Annotated in this window: 13 protein-coding genes and 2 pseudogenes; 5 read left to right on the plus strand and 10 right to left on the minus strand. The window is 73.5% G+C overall.

Translation table 11 applies throughout. From position 1 onward, the window contains the following. Positions 1 to 2: 2 nt before the first annotated feature. Positions 3 to 851: an AraC family transcriptional regulator gene (locus ACFZAM_RS35400; RefSeq protein WP_355338155.1), complete on the minus strand. Its 849-nt coding sequence runs from the start codon at positions 849 to 851 to the stop codon at positions 3 to 5. A 105-nt stretch (positions 852 to 956) separates the two neighbouring features. Between ACFZAM_RS35400 and ACFZAM_RS35405 the strand changes: the two genes are divergently transcribed. Beyond that, entirely contained in the window at positions 957 to 5,600 is a 4,644-nt protein-coding gene (locus ACFZAM_RS35405) for an ATP-dependent helicase (protein ID WP_391052265.1), read from the plus strand. Positions 5,601 to 5,834: 234 nt separating this feature from the next. Here ACFZAM_RS35405 and ACFZAM_RS35410 read toward each other — a convergent pair. Both ACFZAM_RS35410 and ACFZAM_RS35415 read right to left on the minus strand, forming a co-directional pair. Further along, a pseudogene (locus ACFZAM_RS35410) lies at positions 5,835 to 6,476 on the minus strand (ankyrin repeat domain-containing protein); the annotation flags it as partial. 123 nt (positions 6,477 to 6,599) lie between these two features. Then, a complete protein-coding gene (locus ACFZAM_RS35415) occupies positions 6,600 to 7,181 on the minus strand; it encodes a heme-binding protein (RefSeq protein ID WP_391052267.1) in 582 nt (193 codons plus the stop codon). A 255-nt stretch (positions 7,182 to 7,436) separates the two neighbouring features. Here ACFZAM_RS35415 and ACFZAM_RS35420 point away from each other — a divergent pair, with 255 nt between their 5' ends. From ACFZAM_RS35420 to ACFZAM_RS35435, 4 genes are all read left to right on the plus strand, one after another. Continuing rightward, positions 7,437 to 8,858 (plus strand): histidine kinase, encoded by a 1,422-nt coding sequence (locus tag ACFZAM_RS35420; protein WP_391052269.1) that lies wholly within the window; start codon positions 7,437 to 7,439, stop codon positions 8,856 to 8,858. 62 nt (positions 8,859 to 8,920) lie between these two features. Next, positions 8,921 to 9,637 (plus strand): LuxR C-terminal-related transcriptional regulator, encoded by a 717-nt coding sequence (locus ACFZAM_RS35425; RefSeq protein WP_391052290.1) that lies wholly within the window; start codon positions 8,921 to 8,923, stop codon positions 9,635 to 9,637. Positions 9,638 to 9,735: 98 nt separating this feature from the next. Next, positions 9,736 to 10,539, plus strand: coding sequence for a DNA-formamidopyrimidine glycosylase family protein (locus tag ACFZAM_RS35430; protein ID WP_391052271.1), 804 nt, complete (start codon positions 9,736 to 9,738; stop codon positions 10,537 to 10,539). A 33-nt stretch (positions 10,540 to 10,572) separates the two neighbouring features. Then, a complete protein-coding gene (locus tag ACFZAM_RS35435) occupies positions 10,573 to 11,370 on the plus strand; it encodes a glucose 1-dehydrogenase (RefSeq protein WP_391052274.1) in 798 nt (265 codons plus the stop codon). A gap of 683 nt (positions 11,371 to 12,053) precedes the next feature. Here the strand turns inward: ACFZAM_RS35435 and ACFZAM_RS35440 are convergent. The 7 genes and pseudogenes from ACFZAM_RS35440 to ACFZAM_RS35470 all read right to left on the minus strand — a co-directional run bounded on the left by ACFZAM_RS35440 (position 12,054) and on the right by ACFZAM_RS35470 (position 20,269). Continuing rightward, the gene (locus tag ACFZAM_RS35440) at positions 12,054 to 12,524 is read right to left on the minus strand and encodes a DNA starvation/stationary phase protection protein (RefSeq protein ID WP_355338135.1); all 471 of its coding nucleotides are present in this window, start codon (positions 12,522 to 12,524) and stop codon (positions 12,054 to 12,056) included. A 246-nt stretch (positions 12,525 to 12,770) separates the two neighbouring features. Continuing rightward, a complete protein-coding gene (locus tag ACFZAM_RS35445; RefSeq protein ID WP_355338132.1) occupies positions 12,771 to 13,163 on the minus strand; it encodes a helix-turn-helix transcriptional regulator in 393 nt (130 codons plus the stop codon). Positions 13,164 to 13,257: 94 nt separating this feature from the next. After that, positions 13,258 to 13,809: a CinA family protein gene (locus tag ACFZAM_RS35450; RefSeq protein WP_355338129.1), complete on the minus strand. Its 552-nt coding sequence runs from the start codon at positions 13,807 to 13,809 to the stop codon at positions 13,258 to 13,260. Further along, positions 13,806 to 14,606: a CDP-diacylglycerol--glycerol-3-phosphate 3-phosphatidyltransferase gene (gene pgsA / locus ACFZAM_RS35455; RefSeq protein ID WP_391052278.1), complete on the minus strand. Its 801-nt coding sequence runs from the start codon at positions 14,604 to 14,606 to the stop codon at positions 13,806 to 13,808. The genes ACFZAM_RS35450 and pgsA overlap by 4 nt, the downstream gene beginning before the upstream one ends. A gap of 146 nt (positions 14,607 to 14,752) precedes the next feature. After that, positions 14,753 to 16,276 (minus strand): annotated as a pseudogene (gene rimO / locus ACFZAM_RS35460) (30S ribosomal protein S12 methylthiotransferase RimO); the annotation flags it as partial. 83 nt (positions 16,277 to 16,359) lie between these two features. Then, complete coding sequence (locus tag ACFZAM_RS35465) at positions 16,360 to 17,169, minus strand: RodZ domain-containing protein (RefSeq protein ID WP_391052293.1); 810 nt, start codon at positions 17,167 to 17,169, stop codon at positions 16,360 to 16,362. Between the two features lie 319 nt (positions 17,170 to 17,488). Continuing rightward, the gene (locus ACFZAM_RS35470) at positions 17,489 to 20,269 is read right to left on the minus strand and encodes a DNA translocase FtsK (RefSeq protein WP_391052280.1); all 2,781 of its coding nucleotides are present in this window, start codon (positions 20,267 to 20,269) and stop codon (positions 17,489 to 17,491) included. Positions 20,270 to 20,357: the final 88 nt, after the last annotated feature.

The following is a 20,357-nucleotide window of genomic DNA, read 5'->3' on the forward strand; positions in this document are numbered from 1 at the left end:
GGCTAGGGACGGCGGGACGGCGGGTCTTGTACGTTCTTGCGCTCGCGTTGGTAGGCGCCGGGCGGGACGCCGACGATCCGGGCGAAGTGCCGGTTGAGGTGGGGCTGGTCGGTGAAGCCGACGGCGGCGGCCGTGTCGGCCGGGCTGACGCCTGTGTCGAGCAGGCGGCGGGCGGCCCTGACCCGCTCGCTGGTCAGCCAGGCGTGCGGCGGCAGCCCGTAGGCGGCCTTGAAGGCGCGCAGCAGGGCGAAGGGGCCGGTGCCGACCTCACGGGCCAGTTCCTCCAGGCTCGGCGGAGCCGCCAGGCGGGTGGCCAGCAGGTCACGGGCACGGGCCGCGACGCCCGCGCCCGCGACGGGCGCGGGTCCGAGGGCCGCGGAGTTCGCGTGGCGGGCGAGCATCCGGGCGACGACGAGGCGCAGCTGCGTGTCGGCGGCGAGCGCGTTGTCCCCTTCCGCGGCGCGGTGGACGTCGGCGATCATGCGGGCGGTCACGGGGTCGTCGAGCACCGAGGCGTTGAAGGAAGGGGTGCCGCGCAATGCCGTGGTCTCCGCGGCGACGGCGGCGACCACGGCGGGCGAGGGGTAGAGGACCCGGTAGCTCCAGCCCTCCTCGACGCCCGCGTAGGCGGTGTGCGGGGTCTCAGGGTTGATCAGGACGACTCCGCCCGCGCCCGCCCGCTCGGCTCCGCCGGGCAGCCCGATGCCCTCGACGCCTCCGGTGACCGCCGCGATCACGTAGCTGTCGTGGGCGTGCCGGGTGAAGGTGTGCCGGACATAGCGGGCACGCAGCAGGTCGACTCCGGGCAGTCCGGGGTGTTCCCAGTACCTGGCCTGCTCTCGCACCGTCACACGGCCATTGTGGACCGGTGGCGGGCCGGGGCGTCCAGCGAGTTATCCACAGGCTGAGGGGTCGGCCGCCGCGCGGTGTCGGTGCGGCGAGGCAGGATGGATGCCATGTCCAGTCGCAGCAGTCTCGACGCGTTCTCCCCGGCCACCCGCGCGTGGTTCACGGGGGCGTTCAGCGAGCCCACCGACGCCCAGGCCGGGGCGTGGTCGGCCATCGCCGAGGGCTCCGACGTGCTGGTCGTCGCGCCGACCGGTTCCGGCAAGACGCTGGCGGCCTTCCTCGCCGCCCTGGACCGGCTGGCCAGCACCCCGCCGCCCGCCGAGGCCCGCCGCAGGTGCCGGGTGCTGTACGTGTCGCCGCTGAAGGCGCTCGCGGTGGACGTCGAGCGAAATCTGCGCAGCCCGCTCGCCGGGCTGCGGCAGGAGTCGGTACGGCTGGGACTGCCGGAGCCCGAGGTCCGGGTCGGCATCCGCTCGGGCGACACGCCTCCGGCGGAACGGCGGGCGCTGGTGACCAGGCCGCCGGACATTTTGATCACCACCCCCGAATCGCTGTTCCTGATGCTCACCTCCGCCGCGCGGGAGGCGCTGAGCGGGGTCGAGACGGTGATCCTGGACGAGGTGCACGCGGTCGCGGGCACCAAGCGCGGGGCGCATCTGGCGCTCTCCCTGGAGCGGCTGGACGAGTTCCTTGACCGGCCCGCCCGCCGGATCGGGCTGTCGGCGACCGTCCGGCCGGTGGACGAGATCGCCCGCTATCTGTCGCCGCGCCGCAAGGTGACGATCGTCCAGCCGCCGTCGCAGAAGCGGTTCGACCTGTCGGTGGTCGTGCCGGTGGAGGATCTGGGCGAGCTGGGCGGCTCCCCGGTGGCCGAGCACACCGGGCCGGCGGCGGGTCCCGCCGAGCGGGCCTCGATCTGGCCGCATGTGGAGGAGCGGATCGCCGACCTGGTGCAGGCGCACCGCTCCACGATCGTCTTCGCCAATTCGCGCCGTCTGGCGGAGCGGCTGTGCAATCGGCTCAATGAGATCGCCTACGAGCGGGCCGAGGGCGAGGCTCTGCCCGAGGCGCACTCCCCCGCCGAGATCATGGCCCAGTCCGGCGCGGCCAAGGGCACGCCGCCGGTGCTGGCCAGGGCACACCACGGCTCGGTGTCCAAGGAGCAGCGGGCCCTGGTGGAAGAGGACCTGAAGGCGGGGCGGCTGCCCGCGGTCGTCGCGACCTCCAGCCTTGAGCTGGGGATCGACATGGGCGCGGTCGATCTGGTGGTGCAGGTGGAGTCGCCGCCCTCGGTCGCCTCCGGTCTGCAACGGGTCGGGCGCGCGGGGCACCAGGTGGGAGCGGTCTCCACCGGGGTGGTCTTCCCCAAGTACCGCGGTGACCTGGTGCAGTCCGCCGTGGTGACCGAGCGGATGCGGCAGGGCGCGATCGAGTCGCTACGGGTGCCCGCGAATCCGCTGGACGTGCTGGCCCAGCAGATCGTGGCGATGACCGCGCTCGACACCTGGGACGTGGACGACCTGCTGGCCCTGGTGCGGCGTGCGGCGCCGTTCTCGGCGCTGCCCCACTCCGCCTACATCGCGGTCCTCGACATGCTGGCCGGGCGCTACCCCTCGGACGCCTTCGCCGAGCTGCGCCCGCGCCTGGTGTGGGACCGGGTGGCGAACACGGTGACCGGACGCCCCGGCACCCAGCGGCTCGCCGTCACCTCCGGCGGCACGATCCCCGACCGCGGGCTGTTCGGGGTGTTCCTGGCGGGCTCCGACCCGAAGAAGGGCGGCGGCCGGGTCGGGGAACTGGACGAGGAGATGGTGTACGAGTCCCGGGTCGGGGACGTCTTCACCCTGGGCACCACCTCGTGGCGCATCGAGGACATCACTCGCGACCGGGTCCTGGTCTCGCCCGCGCCGGGAGTGCCGGGACGGCTGCCGTTCTGGAAGGGCGACCAGCTCGGCCGCCCGCTCGAACTCGGCCGTGCGCTGGGCGCGTTCCTGCGCGAGGTGGGCGCGCTGGCACCGGAGCGGGCCAGGGAGCGGCTGACGGCGGCCGGTCTCGACACCTGGGCGACGGACAATGTGCTGTCGTATCTGGCCGAGCAGCGGCAGGCGTGCGGTCATGTGCCGGACGACCGGACGATCGTGGTCGAGCGGTTCCGCGACGAGTTGGGCGACTGGCGGGTCGTCATCCACTCCCCCTTCGGCGCGCAGGTGCACGCGCCGTGGGCGCTGGCGCTCGGCGCGCGGCTCCAGGAGCGCTACGGCCTGGACGCCCAGGCGATGCACGCCGACGACGGGATCGTGCTGCGGCTGCCGGACGCCGACTTGATGGGCCTGGACCTGCTGGACTCCGATCCGGTGCTGCGCGGAGCGGAGTTCGACCCCGAGCAGTCGCCGGTGGGCGCGGCGGATGTCGCGTTCGACAAGGGCGAGGTCGAACAGCTCGTCACCGATCAGGTGGGCGGCTCGGCCCTGTTCGCCTCCCGGTTCCGCGAGTGCGCCGCCCGCGCCCTGCTGTTGCCGCGCCGCGACCCCGGAAAGCGCACCCCGCTGTGGCAGCAGCGCCAGCGCGCCTCGCAACTGCTCCAGGTCGCCTCGGAGTTCGGCTCCTTCCCGATCGTCCTCGAGGCGGTCCGCGAATGCCTTCAGGACGTCTTCGACGTGCCGGGTCTGGTGGAGCTGATGGGCGACATCGAGGCCCGCAGGGTGCGGCTGGTCGAGGTGACCACACCCGAGCCCTCGCCCTTCGCCCGCTCGCTGCTGTTCGGCTATGTGGCGCAGTTCCTCTACGAGGGCGACTCGCCGCTGGCGGAGCGGCGGGCCGCGGCGCTGTCGCTGGACTCGCGGCTGCTGGCGGAGCTGCTGGGCCAGGCGGAGCTGCGCGAGTTGCTGGACGCCGATGTCCTGGCCGAGTTGGACACCGAATTGCAGTGGCTGACCGAGGACCGGCGGGTGAAGAGCGCCGAGGGGGTCGCGGATCTGCTGCGGGTGCTCGGACCGCTGACCGGCGCGGAGTTGGCCGCGCGGGGCGCGGAGCCGGGGTGGGCGGAGGAGTTGGAGACGGCAAGGCGGGCGATCCGGGTGCGGATCGCCGGGGCGGAGCACTGGGCGGCGGTCGAGGACGCGGGGCGGTTGCGGGACGCGCTCGGTACGGCGCTGCCGGTGGGCGTGCCGGTGGCGTTCACCGAGCCGGTGAAGGACCCGCTGGGGGATCTGCTCGCCCGGTACGCACGCACGCACGGGCCGTTCACGACCAAGGAGGCGGCCGGGAGATTCGGCCTGGGCGCCGCGGTGGCGGACGGGACGCTGCAACGGCTGACGGCGGCGGGCCGTACGGTGCAGGGCGAATTCCGGCCGGGCGGCGCGGGCCAGGAGTGGTGCGACGCGACGGTGCTGCGGCGGTTGCGGCGCCGCTCGCTGGCCGCGCTGCGGCAGGAGTTGGAGCCCGTGCCGCCCGCCACGCTCGGCGTCTTCCTCCCGCAGTGGCAGCACGTGGGCACGCACAGCCTGCGCGGTCCCGACGGGCTGGTGCGGGCCGTGGAGCAGTTGCAGGGCGCGTCCGTACCCGCGTCGGCGCTGGAGAAGCTGGTGCTGCCGTCCCGGGTGACGGGCTACAACCCGGCGATGCTGGACGAGTTGACGGCCTCCGGCGAGATCCTGTGGGCCGGGGCGGGCGCCCTGCCGGGCAAGGACGGATGGGTGTCGCTCTACCTCGCCGACAGCGCCCCCCTGCTGCTGCCCGCCCCGCAGCCGTTGGAGCTGTCCCCGCTGCACGAGGCGGTGCTGGCCACGCTGTCCGGCGGCTACGGTCTCTTCTTCCGGCAGATCGCCGAGCAGGTGCGGGCCGCGGGGCAGGACACCACCGATCCCCAACTGGCCGACGCCGTCTGGGACCTGGCCTGGTCGGGACGGCTCACCAACGACACCCTGTCGCCGCTCAGGGCGCTCCTCGGCTCGGGCCGCACGGCGGGTTCCACCGCGCACCGGGCACCGCGCTCCGTGCCGCGCGGTCGGTACAGCTCGCTGGCGACCCGCGCCCCGCGTGCGACGGCGTCCCGTTCCGGTCCGCCGACCACCGCGGGCCGCTGGTCCCTCGTACCGTCCGCCGAGCCCGACCCGACGCTGCGGGCGCACGCCCTCACCCACACGCTGCTCGACCGGCACGGCGTGGTCACCCGGGGCGCGGTGGCCGCCGAGGGCGTCGCGGGCGGCTTCTCCGCGGCCTACCGGGTGCTCGCGGCCTTCGAGGAGACCGGGCAGGCCCGGCGCGGCTATGTGGTGGAGGGACTGGGGGCGGCCCAATTCGCCATGGACGGCGCCGTCGACCGGCTGCGCGCCCTGAGCACGGCGCGCGACCGCGAGGAGGAGCACGCCTCCCGCGCCCGTACGGTGGTGCTCGCCGCCGCCGACCCCGCGAACGCCTATGGCGCGGCCCTTCCCTGGCCCGAGCAGCCCGCGGGCGTCACCCACAAACCGGGCCGCAAGGCCGGCGCCCTGGTCGTCCTCATCGATGGAGAGCCCGCCCTCTACGTCGAGCGCGGCGGCAAGACGCTGCTGGCGTGGCCCGACGACGAGATACGTCTCCAGGCCGCCGCGGACGCGCTGGCGCTGGCCGTCCGCGAGGGCGCGCTGGGCCGCCTCACGGTGGAGCGGACCAACGGTGAGTCGGCCCTCACCTCGCCCCTCGGCCGTGCTCTGGAAGCCGCGGGCTTCCACGCCACTCCGCGGGGCCTGCGCCTGCGGGACGGCGGATAGAGCCCGGTCGGACGCAGGGCGGCGGAAGCAGCGGGCCACTGCGTGGGGCAGTCGTGGCGGGCCGGGACCTCGACCTGGCCCCCCAGGGAGTCGCCCCGGTCTGCGGTCCGCCCGGACGCACCGGCCGTCGGGTGCGTCTCGCCTCGCCATGGGCGACGGTCGCGGGCTCGCCGCAGCCGGTCGCCCGCCCCGGCGGGGCGGGGACCGGCGAGGAGGCTGGGGCCGGGGCCTGCGTCAGGTCGCGGCGCGGAGTTGTTGGGCGATGGCGTCGAAGCCACGGCGTTCGGCGTGCTGGAGAGGGGTGACGCCGTCGGCGTCGGGGAGGGAGGGGGAAGCGTGGGCGGCGAGGAGGAGTCGGACGATTTCCTGGTGGTCGGCCCCGCCGTCGCCGAGGATGACGGCTTCGAGGAGGGCGGTCCACCCGAGGCGGTTGACGTGGTTGACGTCGATGCCGGTCTCGGCGAGGACGGCGCGGACGTAGGCGACGTGGCCGCGTTCGGAGGCGGGGATGACGGAGACGCCGCCGTAGCGGTTGGTGAGGGTCAGGTCGGGGTGCGCGGGCAGCAGGGCGCGCATCATCTCGACGCTGCCGGTTACGCCGGTGACCAGCCAGGGGGTGTCCTGGCGGTAGTCCGGCGCGTTGGGATCGGCTCCGGCGGCGACGAGCCTGCGGGCCGCCTCGGGGTGGTCGGCGAGTGCGGCGAGCAGCAGCGGGGTGCGCCGTTGGTCGTCGCGGGTCTCGATGTCCGCGCCCGCGTCGAGCAGGGCGGTCACCTGCTCCGCGTCGCCGCAGTGGGCGGCGTCCAGCAGCCTGGTGTTCAGGTCGGCCATGCCGATGTCTCCTCCTTCTCCGGAAAGCTTCTCCGGGTTACCGGAGTTATCCGGGTTTTCCCGCTTCTCCGGGTTTTCCCGCTTCTCCGGCTTCTCCGGTGCTTCGGGCTTCCCGCACGTCTCATGTCTGTCGGGCGCCGGGGTGATTGTCCCCCCGCCCGTCGGCCTTCAATGGCCGAGCGTTGCCGCTCCCGCCCGGGCGAACTGCTCGTCCTGGTCCCCGCTGGGCGCGCCCGCGACGCCGACGGCCGCGACGGGCCCGCTCTTGGCCGTGACCGGAACGGCGCCCGCGAGGAAGAGCGTGCCGGGGATGTCCTTGAGCTGCGGAGTCTGCTGGAGGCGCTGGGAGAGTTCGGAGGTGGGGGCGTTCCAGGACACGGCGGTGTACGCCTTGCGCTCGGCGGACTCGTACGACTGCGGTCCCGCGCCGTCGCCGCGCAGGGTGACGACGGTGTTGCCGTCCCGGTCGACCACGGCGACGGTGACGCGCTGGCCGGCGCGGTTCGCGGCGTCGAGGGCCGCCTGCGCGGCCTTCGTCGCGACGGCGGTGGTGAGCCGGTCGACCTGACGGGTGTCCTTGCCGTTCGCGGCGGCGCTCGCCGAGGCGGGGGCGGCCTTGCCGGACGCGGCCGGGGCGGCGGCGGTCGCGGAGACGGCGCTCGCCGAGGCGGCTCCGAAGGCGGCCGCGCCGACGGCTGCGACGGCCACGGCACCGGTCAGGACGCGGGTACGGGAGGACATCTTCTTCATGGACGTTCCAACTCCTCGGGTCTGCGGGACCGCCTTTCGCGTTCCCGCCTCTGCCTTCGATCCTCTGGCCGGACCGGGGCCGCGCCGGTCCGCGATACGGATCGCGCGCGCGGGCATGATGGAGGACAAGCGGGTCATCCGATCGGTCGATGCGCGGGCCGTTCCGGCAGGTCACGCTGCGAATGGCGGCCGGTCACCGGGTCGCCTCCCGTACCGCTCGCAGCGCACGGACCCCGCCCTCGACCAGGAGCCCCGATGCACAGCTCGCCGCCGCCCGGCCAGGACCGGGACGCGCCCCCGGTCCCGAGCCCAGAGCCGAACCGGACGCCGGAGCCGAACCGGCGGCCGGAGCCGCAGCCGGAGCCGGAATCGGAATGGGAGCTGAGGCCGGAGCCCGCATCGGAGCGGGACCCGGAGCCGAGCCCCGATCCGGACGGCTGGTGGCTGGCGGCGGTCATGAACGGCGCCTTCGTCGTCCTCCTCGCGGGCGCCCTCATCCGCTTCGTCGACCGGCACCCCGGCAGCGGTCGCCTGCCGTGGGTGATCGGGCTGAGCGTGGCGCTCACGGTCCTCCAGTTCGCGGGCCGTCGGCCCGGACGGCAACGCGAACCGCTCCCCCGCAGGTGGGAGCTGGCACGCCTCGCCGCCCTCGTCGCCTGCTGGACCGTCGTCGTCCTGCTGGCGCCGAGTTTCGCCTGGTGCGCCGTCCCGCTCATCTACACGAGCCTGCGGTCGCTGCCGACCCGGGCGGCCGTGGCGCTCGTGGCCGCGCTCGCCGTACTCGTCGTCATCGCGGAGTTGCGGCTGGCGGACGGGACGGACCCCAATCTGGTGCTGCTGCCGCCCGCCGTCGCCACCCTCGCCACCGCCGTCTTCGTCCACATGCGGCGGCAGACCGGCCGCCAGCAGGCCCTCATCGACGACCTGGTGCGGACCCGCCGCGAACTGGCGGCCACCGAACGGCGCGAGGGCACCCTCGCGGAACGGCAGCGGCTGTCGATGGAGATCCACGACAGCCTCGCGCAGGGCCTGTCGAGCCAGCGGATGCTGCTCCAGGCCGCGGACCGGATCTGGGAGACGGCACCGGACGCCGCCCGCGGCCACGTCCGTACCGCCACCGCCGTGGCCGAGCAGAATCTCGCCGAAGCACGCCGCTTCGTGCACGACCTCGCGCCCGCCGCGCTCGTCGGACAGGACCTGGACGACGCCCTGCGCGCGCTCGCCGCGCAGCACTCCGAAGACTCTGACCGCTCCGAAGGCTCCGACCACTCCGAAGGCTCTGCCGACTCCGAGCACGCTCCGCGCTCCCGGCCGTCGGCCCTCACGGTCCGCTGCCACGTGGAGGGCGCGCCCGTACCGCTCCCGGACCGTACGCGGTCGGCGCTGCTGCGGATCGCGCAGGGCGCGCTCGCCAACACCGCGGAGCACGCCGGGGCCGCCCACGCCACGCTCACGCTGACGTATCTCGACGACCAGGTGCTGCTCGACGTCTCCGACGACGGGCGCGGCTTCGATCCGGCCGCCGTCGCCGCCACCGGGGTACGCGGCCACGGGCTGCCCGCGATCCGCGCGCGGGTGGGCCAGCTCGGCGGCACCCTGAGCATCGAGTCAGCCCCCGGCGAGGGCACCGTGCTGTCCGTCGCCGTCCCCCTCGAAGCCCTGGAGGCCGCGCCGTGACCGAGATCCGACCCGTCCGTCTCGTGGTCTGCGACGACCACGCCGTGGTGCGTGCCGGACTGATGGCGCTGCTGGCCAGCGCGGACGGCATCGAGGTGGTGGGCGAGGCGGGCAGCGGCGAGGAGGCCGTCGCGATGGCCGCGAAGACGCGGCCGGACGTGGTCCTCATGGACCTCCAGCTCGGTCCGGGCATCGACGGCGTCGAGGCCACCCGGCGGATCGCCGCCGCAGCGGCCCACGCACCGGCCGAATCCGTTCGGCCGGAGACGCCCGGAACAGCCGCCACGCCCGGAACAGCCGCCACGTCCGGAACAGCCGCCACGTCCGGAGCAGCCGCCGCGCCCGGGACAGGCACGGCGCCCGGAACAGGCACGGCGCCCGGCGGCCCGTACGTCCTCGTCCTCACCACGTACGACACCGACGCCGACATCACCCGCGCCATCGAGGCGGGCGCGACCGGCTACCTGCTGAAGGCCGAGCGCCCGGAGGAGCTGTTCTCCGCGATCCGCGCCGCCGCGCAGGGCCGCACCGCGCTGTCGCCGCCGGTCGCGGGGCGCGTGATGGCCCATATGCGCGCGCCGGGACCGCAGTTGACCGCCCGTGAGCGCGACATCCTCGGCCAGCTCGCCCGCGGCCTCGGCAACCGCGACATCGCCCGCGCCCTGTTCATCAGCGAGGCCACCGTCAAGACCCACCTCGGCCGGATCTACGACAAGCTCGGCGTCGACACCCGCGCGGGCGCGGTGGCCGCGGCGACCGAACGCCGCCTGCTCGGCTGATCCCGCACCCGAACCCCCAGCACCCCGCCCCAGGGGCGCGCCAAAACCGCCGCCGCCCCGACGTGACCCCCGCCCCCGCCCCGCGTCATCATGGACAGATGCCCGAGGGAGACACGGTCTGGCTGACGGCCCGCCGACTGCATGACGCGCTGGCGGGGCGCGCCCTCGTGCGGGCCGACCTGCGGGTGCCGCAATTGGCCACGGCCGATCTGACCGGCCGCCGGGTCCTCGAAGTGGTGAGCCGCGGCAAGCACCTCCTCACCCGGCTGGACGGCGGCGCGACGCTCCACTCGCATCTGCGGATGGAGGGCTCCTGGCACCTGTACGCGCCCGGTGAGCGCTGGCGCGGCGGTCCCGCCCACCAGATCAGGGCAGTGCTGGAGACGGAGCACAGGACGGCCGTCGGCTACCGGCTGCCGGTACTGGCGCTGCTGCCGACCGCGCAGGAGTCCGAGGCCGTCGGCCACCTGGGCCCCGATCTGCTCGGGCCCGACTGGGACCCGGCGCGGGCGCTGGCGCGGCTGGTCGCGGAGCCGGAGCGGGAGATCGCCGAGGCGCTGCTCGACCAGCGCAATATGGCGGGGCTCGGCAATGTGTACGTGGTCGAGCTGTGTTTTCTGCGCGGGGTGACACCGTGGACGGCGGTCGGCGACGTCAGGGCGCCGGAGAAGGTGGTCGCGCTGGCGAAGCGGCTGCTGGAGGCGAACAAGGAGCGCCCCGGCCACATCACCACGGGCGATACGCGGCGCGGCCGTACGCACTGGGTCTACGACCGGGCGAACCGGCCGTGTCTGCGCTGCGGCACCACGGTCAGGACCGACCGGCACGGCAGGGCGGACCAGAGCCGGGTCGCGTACTGGTGCCCGAGCTGCCAGAAAGGTCCACCCCCGCACGGCAATTGACGCACCGTCAGATACGGTCGTACGGTCGGACGCATGACGGTCACGGCGTACGACCTCAGCGGGCGGGTCGCCCTGGTCACCGGAGCGGCGAGCGGGATCGGCCGGGCCAGCGCGCGGTCGCTGGCGTCAGCGGGCGCGGTCGTGGTGTGCGCGGACAGGGACGAGCCGGGGGTACGCGAGACGGCGGCGCTGATCGATGAGGCCGGCGGGCGGGCCGAGCCCCGGGCGCTCGACGTCACCGACAAAGCGGCTATCGCCCGGACCGTCGCCGGCATCGTCCGGGACCACGGCGGCCTCGACATCTTGGCCGCCGTCGCCGGGATCATGCACAGCAGCGGCGTCCTCGACACCAGCGACGACGACCTGGACCGCGTCCTGGCGGTGAATTTCCGCGGGGTGCTGCACTGCGCCCAGGAGGCGGCCCGCGCGATGGCCGACCGCGGCGGCGGCAGCATCATCACGATGTCGTCCAGCGCGATCGACACGGGCGCGCGCGGCCTGCTCTGCTACAGCGTCTCCAAGGCGGCCGTCGTCCAGCTCACCAAGACCCTCGCCACCGAGCTGGGTCCGCTCGGCATCCGCGCCAACACCGTGGCTCCCGGCTTCATCCGCACCCCGATGACCGCGCACTACGGCACCGGCGCGGACGGGGTGTTCGACGAGAGGGCGCAGGCCCGCGCCGAGGAGTCGCTGGCACGCATGTCCCCGCTGGGCCGGGTCGGCAGGCCCGAGGACGTGGCCCCGGCCGTGCTCTACCTCGCCTCAGACGCTTCCGCCTTCGTCACCGGCCAGATCCTCCGCCCCAACGGCGGGGTGGCCATGCCCTGGTAGGACGCATCCCCGGAATCCGGCGTCGGGCGACAGCCGTCCGGTCCGCACCCGTTCCATCGGCCCCCGCGGAAAGGACGGCCCGTCCGCGTCACCCGCCACGGCCGCCCGCATCCGCCGCTTCACCGTCGGCACCGCGTGCAGCGGTATGAGCCCGAGGCTCCAGCCGCCCGCGGCCATCGCGCCCTCCCACGACCCGACGGCCTCCGGCCGTATCCACAGCCGCAGCACCGCCCACCACCACAGCAGCCCGCAGGCGAGCGCGAACACAACGGCGGCGGAGCGTACGCCCCGGCCGGATCCCGTACGGCGGACACCGGATTCAGCACCGCGGCCCGCGAATCCCCTACCGCGGACCGGAGAACCGTCCGGCGTCTCCCGGCCCGGCGGCCGCACCGATGACCGGCGCCGCGACCGACCCCATGACCCGTCCCATGACCAGCCCCCCACCCGGTCCGTGGCCTGGAGCACGAAAACTCGCAGTGCGCGCATGGCCGCCTCCTTCGGACCCCCGAGGTTGCGGCGGGAGGCCGCCCGCGGCGGGTCCCGTACTCAGGTGCGATGCCCTGCCGCCAAGATCGCTAGCCGCGCGCCGGCAGGCCCCGGGCAACGTTCACCCGAAAGGGTCGCCGCACGGCCACGACCAGCTGCGACATATGCACGCAAAGCGACATTCCGGCCGTGCGTCAGACGTTCTCGGCCTGGAACATCCAGTGGAACTTCTCGATGTCGGCGGTGATCCCGATCAGGATGTCCTGGCTGACCGGATCGGGCTGCTCGGTGGTCTCGATCCGCTCGCGCATCCGCACGATCACGGCGTCCAGCGCGGCGACCAGGATCTCGACGACCTCGGTGTCCTTGACCCAGCCGTCGGTCACCGTGTCGATCCCGCTGGTCTCGGCGACCGTGCGGGCCCGCCCGTCAGGCGTCACGCCGATCGCGGAGGCCCGCTCGGCGACCGTGTCGGAGTGCAGCCGGGCGGTGTCGACGACCTCGTCGAGCTGGAGATGGACGGAGCGGAAGCGCGGGCCGACGACATTCCAGTGCACCTGCTTGGCGAGCAGCGACAGGTCCAGGAGGTCCACCAGGGCGCCTTGCAGCGCGTCTCCGACGGTCTTCCGGTCCGGCTCCGACAGCGGGCTCTTGACGACAGTCATGCGGTTCTCTCCTAGCGGATCGACACCATGAGGTCCGTTTCGCCCCCCTTGACCCTCCCCGCCTACCCTGCCTCGGGCTCGCACACATGGCAAAAGCACGAACAACAGCGCGGACGAAAGTACGGCGGGAGATGGCCGGGAGAAGGGCGGCGGAACGGCCGAAGCCCGGCGGACGCACGGGCACACGCCGACGGCCCCGACCGGGAGCGAGCCGGTCGGGGCCGTCGGAACAAGCAGGTCAGAAGGCTAGGCGGCGACCACGTCGACAGCCTCGGCAGACTTCTTGGGCGCCTTGATAGTGATCCGTTCGTCCGGTGTGGACGTCATGGACGTGACAGAAGTGACCGCACCCAGCAGGGGCCGCATCGGCGCGGCAGTGGTCTCGGACGCCGCCGACTGTGCCAGCTCGGCAAGCGACAGATCGTCACTGACCTCCCGCATCACCTCGGACATAGGAACGTCCAAGGCGTCGCAGATCGCCGAGAGCAGCTCGGATGACGCTTCCTTCTGCCCCCGTTCGACCTCTGACAGATAGCCCAGGGAAACCCGGGCGGACGAAGAGACCTCACGCAGGGTGCGGCCCTGGCGCTGGCGCTGCCGACGCAGCACGTCACCAAGCAGGCGACGGAGCAGGATCATCGGTGGCTCCCTCCTCGGACCGCGAATCCGCATCCTCTTCGCCCCACCGTACCGCCTCGGGCACCGGCCGTGCGGGGAGCGATGTCGTGTTCACTCAGGGCTGCAAACATCCCTTCCCCCCGTGTTCTTCCCTATCCTTCGCCTCCGGACTCTTCTCGGGGCGGGTCTTCCTCAGCTCCGAGGTCAGCAGTTCGAATACGGCGGCCACGGTCGCCCGCCGGATCTCCGTACGGTCGCCCGACAGCCTGAGCGCGGCGCCCACCGCACCGCCGGGACCCGCGACGGCCACGAACACCGTGCCCACCGGCTGCCCGTCCTGCGGGTCCGGTCCCGCCACCCCGGTCGTCGCGGCGCCCCAGTCGGCGCCGAGCCGGTCCCGTACGCCCTCGGCCATCTCGCGGGCCACCTGGGCGTCCACGGCGCCGCGCGCGGCCAGCAGGGCCGCGTCCACGCCGAGCAGCTCGTGCTTGAGGGCGGTCGCGTACGCCGTCACCGAGCCGCGGAAGGTCCGGGAGGCGCCGGGCACCCCGGTCAGCTCCGCGGCCACCAGACCGCCGGTCAGGGACTCCGCGACGGCCAGCGTCCGGCCGCGCTCGTCCAGCAGCCGCAGTACCTCCGCCGCGTCCGCCCGCCCAGCGGCGGTCATACGCCCTGCGGTCGCTCGGCCCCGGCCTCGGCCTCCAGCTCGACGCCGGCCACGGAATCCGCCGCGGTCGCGCCCGCCGGAGCGCCCGCCGGAGCTTGGGCCGGAGCTTGGGCCGGAGCGGCGGCCGCTTCCGCGACCGCCTCGGAGGCCGCCGCGACCGCGGCGCGCTCCGCCGCCAGTCCCGCGCGCCGCAGGACGACCGCCTGCCGTACGTAGTCGAAGCCGGTGGCGACGGTCAGGACGACCGCGGCGCCCATCATCCAGGCCCGTACGGTGGCCAGCGGGCCGGTCAGGATCAGGACGTACATGCCGACGGCGATGCCCTGGGTGAGCGTCTTGAGCTTGCCGCCCCGGCTGGCGGGGATCACGCCGTGCCTGATCACCCAGAACCGCATGGCGGTGATGCCCAGCTCGCGGAAGAGGATGACGACGGTAACCCACCAGGGCAGGTCGCCGAGGGCGGACAGGCCGACGAGCGCCGCGCCCATGATCGCCTTGTCGGCGATGGGGTCGGCGATCTTGCCGAAGTCGGTGACCAGGCCGTAGCGGCGGGCCAGCTCGCCGTCGAAGAGGTCGGTGATCATCGCGACGGCGAAGGCGGCCCAGGCGAAGGAGCGCCAGGCCGGGTCGTGCCCGTCGCCGTGCACGAGCAGCAGCACGAAGCCGGGCACCAGGACCAGCCGGGCCATCGTGAGCATGTTCGCGATGTTCCACAGATCGGCCTTGGGCAGCACCGGGTCCCCGAGGTGATCGGGGGTCGAGGAGGCCGGGGCGGCGGGCGCGGGGGCTCCGGTCATCTGCCCACCTCCTGCAGGCCGCGCGGGGCGTCGGTCACGCCCCCCGCGGCACTCGCGGTCCCGGTCGTATCCTCAGGAATCTCAGGAATCTCAGGAACCGCCGGAATCCCAGGAACCGCACGGCTCGCCGGAACCCCCGGGACGTCCAGCGGCTCCGCGATCAGGTCCACGCCCTCGGTCGCCGTCACCTTCGCCATGACGAAGGTCCCCGGCAGCGGGGCGGGAGCGCCGTCGGGCACCGCCAGCACGACCTGCCCGTCGGTCTCCGGCGCCTGATGGTCGGCCCGGCCGGTCACCTCGCCGGTCTCCTCGTCCACCGCCTCGACCAGCACCCGTACGGTCGCGCCCAGCCGCTCCTCCGCGCGCTGCGCGGTCAGCTCCTCGGCCAGCCGCGAGACCCGCGCGAGCCTGGCGGCGACCACGTCCTCGTCGAGCTTGTCGCCGAAGGTCGCCGCCTCCGTACCGTCCTCGTCCGAGTAGCCGAACACGCCGATGGCGTCCAGCCGCGCGGAGCCCAGGAACCGTTCCAGCTCGGCCAGATCGGCTTCCGTCTCGCCGGGGAAGCCGACGATGAAGTTCGAGCGGACACCCGCCTCCGGGGCCTTGGCCCGGATGGTGTCCAGCAGTTCGAGGAAGCGGTCGGTGTCGCCGAAGCGGCGCATGGCGCGCAGCACCGCGGGCGCGGAGTGCTGGAAGGACAGGTCGAAGTACGGGACGACGCCCGGAGTTCCGGTGAGCGCGTCGATCAGGCCGGGGCGCATCTCGGCGGGCTGGAGGTAGCTGACCCGGACCCGCTCGATGCCGTCGACCGCCGCCAGCTCCGGCAGCAGCGTCTCCAGCAGGCGGATGTCGCCGAGGTCCTTGCCGTACGAGGTGTTGTTCTCGCTGACCAGCATCACCTCCTTGACGCCCTCTCCGGCCAGCCAGCGGGTCTCGCCGAGGACGTCGGAGGGGCGGCGGGAGATGAAGGAGCCGCGGAAGGACGGGATCGCGCAGAAGGTGCAGCGGCGGTCGCAGCCGGAGGCGAGCTTCACGGAGGCGACGGGTCCCGAGTCCAGGCGGCGGCGCAGCGGCGCGCGCGGGCCGGAGGCGGGCGCGACGCCCTCGGGCAGATCGGCGGGCGCCTGGGCCGCGAAGTCCTCGGAAGCCTCAAGAGCGCTCACGGCGGCCTCAACCGGCTCCTCGCCCGACGTCCCGTGCCCCTGCGCGTGCCCCGGCAGCGCCACACTCGCCGCCTGCCGCTCGGCCGGGCTGATCGGCAGCAGCTTGCGCCGGTCGCGCGGGGTGTGCGACGCGTGGACGCCGCCGGCCAGGATCGTCCGCAGCCGGTCGGAGATGTCCGCGTAGTCGTCGAAGCCGAGTACGCCGTCCGCCTCGGGCAGCGCCTCGGCCAGCTCCTTGCCGTACCGCTCGGCCATGCAGCCGACCGCGACGACGGCCTGGGTGCGCGCCTGCCCCTTGAGGTCGTTGGCCTCCAGCAGCGCGTCCACCGAGTCCTTCTTGGCCGCCTCGACGAAGCCGCAGGTGTTCACGACCGCCACATCGGCCTCGGAGGCGTCGTCGACCAACTGCCATCCGTCCGCCGCCAGCCGGCCGGCGAGTTCCTCGGAGTCCACCTCATTGCGGGCGCAGCCGAGCGTGACAAGAGCGACGGTACGGGGTTCGGGCATACGCTCAGCGTACCCGGCCATGTCGCCGCCGCCCCCGCGCCACCGGTGCTCGCGGTGGTGCCGGGACGGCGGTGAAGCACAATTCAGCCCTGCGTGGGGTCACCCGGCGTGTAGGTGAGACGCACCACCTGACCGTCGGTGCCCGCGGCGCCGAGGTCCTTGCCGTTGACGAAGAGCTTGACGGCGCCCGCGTTGCCGACGACGAGCTTGATCTTCTTGTCGTCGGTGAAGGTCTGGGACTCGCCCTTCTTCAGCGACTTCTGGAAGAGCTGCTTGCCGTTGCCGTCACTGGCCTGGACCCAGCTCGTGCCGCTCTCGGCGCTGATCTTGACGGTGACCTTGCCGGGCGGGGCCGCGGCGATGGCGCTGTCGGTCGGGTCCGTCTTCGGATCGGCGCCGTTGCTCTGCGGCGACCGGGTGACGGCGGGCGCGCTGGTGGTCGCGGACGGGCTCGGGGAGTTCGCCGCGGTCTTGTCGCCGCCGCTGCCGCCGGTGAAGACCGTGAAGCCGACGAAGCCCACCACGGCGACGATCGCCGCGACCATGGCCGCCGTCCAGTTCGCCCGGCGCGGCTCCGAACGGATCTTCTGCGCCTCGTAGAGCGGCGCGACGGGAGCGGGCGCCTCCTCGCCGATGTGCTCGGCGACGTACTGCTCGACCAGCGGTTCGGGGTCGACGCCGACGGCGCGCGCCAGGGTCCGGATATGCCCGCGGGCGTAGACGTCGCCGCCGCACCGCGAGAAGTCGTCCTGTTCGATCGACTGCACGATCGGGACGCGCACCCGCGTGCTGGTGCTGACCTCGTCGATGGAGAGCCCCGCCGCGATACGGGCCTGGGCGAGGGCGTGACCGACCGAAGGCCGGTCTTCGGAGGGCGAGTTGCCGACGGACACGAGGGCGCCTTTCGAGGGTGCAGCCACCTGCTGGAAGTTCAGTCTAGGGGGGGTACGAAACGCGGCGGCAACCGGACGATCACTTTTTGTCCGCCATCAGGATTGCCATCGGGATCGCGGTCGGGGTTGCCATCGGGATCGCGGTCAGGATCGTCGTCGGAAGCCGACAGGTTCACCCGTGTGCATCGATACGAGCCCCCCTGTATCAACTTGACGTACGAACAGGAGAAACGGTTGCCCCAACACATTCCCCGAGTCCCGTGACTTACGCATTTCCGTGGGCCGTCCGGGCCCCCGGTACGTACAGGACCGGCCGCTCCTACGCTCCCCCGCCGCGGATCTCGGCGAGGACGTCGTCCAGCTCGTCGGCCTTCACCATCACGTCGCGCGCCTTGGAGCCCTCGCTGGGGCCGACGATGCCGCGCGACTCCATCAGGTCCATCAGCCTGCCCGCCTTGGCGAAACCGACCCGCAGCTTGCGCTGGAGCATCGACGTGGAGCCGAACTGGGTGGAAACCACCAGCTCAGCGGCCTGGCACAGCAGGTCCAGGTCGTCGCCGATCTCCTCGTCGATCTCCTTCTTCGGGCCGCTGCCGACCGTGACGTCGGAGCGGTAGCTGGGCGTGAGCTGCGCCTTGCAGTGGTCGACGACCTTGGCGACCTCGTCCTCGGTGACGAAGGCGCCCTGCATACGAATCGGCTTGTTCGCGCCCATCGGCAGGAAGAGCCCGTCGCCCTTGCCGATCAGCTTCTCGGCGCCGGGCTGGTCCAGGATGACGCGGCTGTCGGCGAGCGAGGACGTCGCGAAGGCGAGCCGGGAGGGCACATTGGCCTTGATCAGACCGGTCACGACATCGACGCTGGGCCGCTGGGTGGCCAGCACCAGGTGGATGCCCGCGGCCCGCGCGAGCTGCGTGATGCGGACGATGGAGTCCTCCACGTCACGCGGCGCGACCATCATGAGGTCGGCCAGCTCGTCCACGATCACCAGCAGATACGGATACGGCGTCAGCTCACGCTCGCTGCCCTCGGGCGTCTTGGCCTTGCCCGAGCGCACGGCGGCGTTGAAGTCGTCGATGTGCCGGAAGCCGTACGCGGCGAGGTCGTCGTAGCGCAGGTCCATCTCGCGCACCACCCACTGGAGGGCTTCCGCGGCCCGCTTGGGGTTGGTGATGATCGGGGTGATCAGGTGCGGGATGCCCTCGTACGCGGTCAGCTCGACGCGCTTGGGGTCGACCAGCACCATCCGGACCTCGTCGGGGGTGGCGCGGGCCATCACCGAGGTGATCAGGCAGTTGATGCAGGAGGACTTGCCGGAGCCGGTGGCGCCCGCGACCAGGACGTGCGGCATCTTGGCGAGGTTGGCCATCACGTAGCCGCCCTCGACGTCCTTGCCGAGCGCGACGGTCATCGGGTGGTCCTCGCCCGCGGCCTCCGCGGAGCGCAGCACGTCGCCGAGGTTGACCATCTCGCGGTCGCTGTTGGGGATCTCGATGCCGACCGCGGACTTGCCGGGGATCGGGCTGATGATCCGGATGTCGGGGCTGGCGACCGAGTAGGCGATGTTCTTGGCGAGCGCGGTGATCCGCTCGACCTTGACCGCGGGGCCCAGCTCCACCTCGTAGCGGGTGACCGTCGGGCCGCGGGTGAAGCCGGTGACGACCGCGTCGACCTTGAACTCCTTGAAGACCTGGCCGAGCGCCGCGACCACCGCGTCGTTGGCGGCACTGCGGGTACGGCCGGGGCCGCCGCGCTCCAGCAGGTCCAGGGAGGGCAGCGCGTAGGTGATGTCGCCGGAGAGCTGGAGCTGTTCCGCGCGGGGCGGCAGCGGCGGTCCCGTGGTCTCGGGCGACTTCTTGGTGAGGTCGGGGACGCCGCCGGACTCCGCGGGGGCAGCGCTCGCATCCTCCGGGGTGTCCTCGGCGCGCGCGGCCGGCACCGGCTTCCTGATCCGGCTGGTGAGGTCGGCGACCAGCGGGGAGGGCTGCACACCGTGCAGCACCGCGCCGTCCAGCGCGGCGGCGGCAGCGGCGGCCACGTCCACCGCGTCCCTGCCGTCCTCGTCCCGGTCGCCGGGCAGCGCCTCGGAGCGGCGCCTGGGGCGGCGGCGCGGCTTGGGCTCGTCGGCGCCCGGGTCGCCCCCGGCCGCGGACGCGACGGCGGAGCGCTCGTCGGGGTCGGTGTCGCTGTCGACGTCGTAGGGCTCCGCGGCCGATTTGCCGAAGCGGATCGGCAGCCGCCGTACGGGCGACTCGTCGGTGGTGTCGGCGGTGCGGGGGTCGTCCTCGTCCTCGAAGAAGTCCTCCAGCGGGACCGCCTCGGGGTCCGCGGGCGCCTCGTACACGCCGAGGCGGGTGGCGGCCTGGCGCAGCCGCTGCGGGATCGCGTTCACCGGGGTGGCGGTGACCACGAGCAGGCCGAAGCCGGTGAAGAGCAGGAGCAACGGGACGGCGAGCACCGAGCCGACGGTGTAGACGAGCGGGGAGGCGGCGGCCCAGCCGAGCAGGCCGCCCGCGTCGCGCATCGCGGTCGCTCCCTCGCCCCGGCCGGGGGCGCCGCAGGCCAGGTGGACCAGGCCGAGCGCGCCGATGACGAGGGCGGACAGGCCGATCACGATCCGGCCGTTGGCCTCCGGCTGTTCCGGATGGCGCATCAGGCGTACGGCGACCGCGCCGAGCAGGAACGGCACGAGCAGGTCGAGGCGGCCGAAGGCGCCGGTGATCAGGATCTCGACGAGGTTGCCGACCGGGCCCTGGAGGTTGGACCAGGTGCCCGCGGCGACCACCAGGGTCAGGCCGAGCAGGAGCAGCGCCAGGCCGTCCTTGCGGTGCGCGGGGTCCAGGCCGCGCGCGCCGCGCCCTATGCCGCGGAAGACGGCGCCCACGGTGTGCGCCAGGCCGAGCCACACGGCGCGCGCCATGCGGAAGAGCCCGCTGGTCGGCGACGGTGCGGGCCGGGGCGCGGGTCTGGCCGCCGCAGCCTTCTTGGCGGGCGGTCTCCCCGCGGCGCTCTTCGCGGCGGCGGGCTTCTTCGCCGCGGTCTTCTTGGCCGCAGGCTTCGCCGGGGCTTTTTTGGCGGTGCCGGACGTACGTGAGGCCATGGTGCCGAGGTTACCGCCCTTGTGATCGGGTGACACGCGTGCCTGAGAGTACGCCCGTTCGTGTCGTCCGGCCGGGGCCGGGGACTGA

The organism is Streptomyces sp. NPDC008079, from assembly GCF_042957385.1.
GTDB lineage: Bacteria > Actinomycetota > Actinomycetes > Streptomycetales > Streptomycetaceae > Actinacidiphila.